The following is a 2,278-nucleotide window of genomic DNA, read 5'->3' on the forward strand; positions in this document are numbered from 1 at the left end:
CTTGAGTTCTAGCAGTCGTCGCAACGCCCGACCTTCGGGGATGCGATGGACTTTGAGATCAGACCCCTGCGAGCACCGCAGGGCAGGCGGAAGCTCGAGCGTGAGCGCGAGGCATACTTCCTGCTCATGGCCCAGGGCATGAGCAATAACGAGGCTTGCAGGATCGTCGGGATCAACCGGCGCACGGGCAAGCGGTGGCGTAACGGATCTCCAGCAGGAAGACGGCCCGCGGGACTCCCACAGTCGGTGGGGGTCGCGCGGGCCTTCTCGCAGTCTTCGGGCAGGTTCCTTTCGCTCTCGGACCGACTCGTGATCGCGGACCTGCTGCGGGAGCGGAAGTCGTTGCGGTCGATCGCCGCCGAGCTCGGGCGGTCGGTCTCCACGATCAGCCGGGAGGTCACACGCAATCGGCACCCGACGAACGGGCAGTACCGTCCGCACGCTGCTCAGCTGCGCGCCGAGGGCCGCCGGCCCCGCCCCAAGCCCGCAAAGATCGCATCTCACACGCCCCTGCGAGTCTTCGTTCAGAAGCACCTGGACCTGCGGTGGAGCCCGGAACAGATCAGCGTCGCGCTCCGATCCCGCCACCCCGGTCGGGCGGAGATGAACGTGAGCACCGAGACGATTTACCAAGCGATCTACGTCCAGGCGCGCGGCGGGCTACGGCGCGAGGCCGTGACCGCGCTGCGCACCGGACGCGCCCGGCGCAAGCCCCGCCGCCAGGCCCAGCAGCGCCAGCCCCGCTACTCCCACCCGATGGTCATGATCTCTCAGCGCCCACTCGAGGTAGCTGACCGAGCCGTACCCGGGCACTGGGAAGGAGACCTCATCATCGGCAAGAACCAGCAGTCCGCGATCGGAACCCTGGTCGAGCGAGCCTCCCGATTCCTCGTGCTCGTACACCTTCCCGGGGACCGGTCTGCCGTGACGTTCCGTGACGCACTCGTACAGACCATGGTGACCTTGCCGGTCGCGCTGCGCCGCTCGGTCACCTGGGACCAGGGCTCGGAGATGGGCCGCCACCACGAGTTCACCCTCGCCACGAGCATCCCGGTCTACTTCTGCGACCCCGCCTCACCCTGGCAACGCGGATCGAACGAGAACACCAACGGCCTCCTGCGTCAGTACTTCCCGAAGGGCACGGACCTGCGCCGCCACGACCGCGCGCACCTGGACGCCGTCGCTCATCAGCTCAACACGCGGCCCCGTAAGACACTGGGGTGGGTCACGCCCACCCAGCGGCTCACGCAACTTCTCAGGACCGAATGATCGACAGTCATCGGCTATTATCGGTCTATGTCGATCATAGAATCCGAGGTATGTACAGCAACCACGGCTGATGTTGAGCCTGCGGTCGCGTTGTTCCGGTCGTTGGGCGACCCAGCGAGGTTGGCGATCGTTCGCCGGCTCGCGGCCGGAGAGGCACGGGTCGCGGAGCTCACGGCGGATCTGGGTCTGGCGCAGTCAACGGTGTCCTCGCACGTGGCGTGCTTGAAGGACTGCGGCCTGGTGGTGGGCCGCATGGAGGGCCGGCGGGTGTTCTACTCGTTGGCGCGCTCGGAGCTGCTGGACGTGCTCGCGGCCGCTGAGACGCTGCTCGCAGCGACGGGCAGCGCAGTCGCGCTCTGCCCGACCTACGGCGCGGACGGGCAGGTGTCGGCGTGCTGAGCACGATCGCGGGCGCAGTCGGGTTGTTCGTCGCAACCAACCTGGACGACATCGTGGTCCTGACGGTCCTGTTCGCGGTCGCCGCGCGGGGGACGTCGCGGCTGCGCGGGTGGCAGATCGTGGCCGGGCAGTACCTGGGCCTGATCACGCTTATCGCGGTCAGCTTCCTGGCTGCGCTGGGCCTGACGATCGTGCCGGACGAGTGGGTAGGCCTGCTGGGCCTGATCCCGCTCGCGATCGGTGTGCTGGCCCTGGTGCGCACGTTGCGCGGCAAGGCCGACGACGATGAGGCCGAGTCTGCCCTCAAGACCGTCGGGCTGCTCGGCGTCGCAGGCATCACGATCGCCAACGGCGGGGACAACATCGCGATCTACACCCCGGTGTTCCGCACCATCTCGACCACCGACGCCCTGGTCACGATCGCGGTGTTCCTCGTCCTGCTCGCCGGATGGTGCCTGCTCGCGCGCGCCATCGGCAGCAACGAGAAGGTGACCGAAGCACTGGAGAAGGTCGAGCACTGGCTCGTGCCCGTGGTCTTCATAGGTCTCGGCCTGTTCATCCTCATCGAGTCCGGCACCCTCGCCCACATCGCATCACTCCTGTGAACAGT

General features: G+C 67.4%; 3 protein-coding genes. All 3 read left to right on the forward strand.

Features of this window, described 5'->3' with window-relative positions; all coding sequences use genetic code 11:
- Positions 1-138 precede the first annotated feature (138 nt).
- From ACFWGN_RS21425 to ACFWGN_RS21435, 3 genes are read left to right on the forward strand one after another with little or no spacing between them, the layout of a single operon-like run.
- Positions 139-1,269: an IS30 family transposase gene (locus tag ACFWGN_RS21425; RefSeq protein ID WP_377619770.1), complete on the forward strand. Its 1,131-nt coding sequence runs from the start codon at positions 139-141 to the stop codon at positions 1,267-1,269.
- A 27-nt stretch (positions 1,270-1,296) separates the two neighbouring features.
- Positions 1,297-1,668 carry a helix-turn-helix transcriptional regulator gene (locus ACFWGN_RS21430; RefSeq protein WP_193720600.1) on the forward strand — a complete coding sequence of 124 codons (372 nt, stop codon included), beginning with the start codon at positions 1,297-1,299 and terminating at the stop codon, positions 1,666-1,668.
- The gene (locus ACFWGN_RS21435) at positions 1,662-2,273 is read left to right on the forward strand and encodes a cadmium resistance transporter (protein ID WP_193720601.1); all 612 of its coding nucleotides are present in this window, start codon (positions 1,662-1,664) and stop codon (positions 2,271-2,273) included. The genes ACFWGN_RS21430 and ACFWGN_RS21435 overlap by 7 nt, the downstream gene beginning before the upstream one ends.
- Positions 2,274-2,278: the final 5 nt, after the last annotated feature.

Source organism: Oerskovia sp. NPDC060338 (genome assembly GCF_042726295.1).
In the GTDB taxonomy this organism is placed as follows: domain Bacteria; phylum Actinomycetota; class Actinomycetes; order Actinomycetales; family Cellulomonadaceae; genus Oerskovia; species Oerskovia merdavium.

What these genes read in the sequence shown, in the direction of transcription:
- ACFWGN_RS21430 (WP_193720600.1), top strand. Translation starts at nt 1,297, where the DNA reads ATGTCGATCATAGAATCCGAGGTATGTACAGCAACCACGGCTGATGTT.
- ACFWGN_RS21425 (WP_377619770.1), top strand. Translation starts at nt 139, where the DNA reads ATGAGCAATAACGAGGCTTGCAGGATCGTCGGGATCAACCGGCGCACG.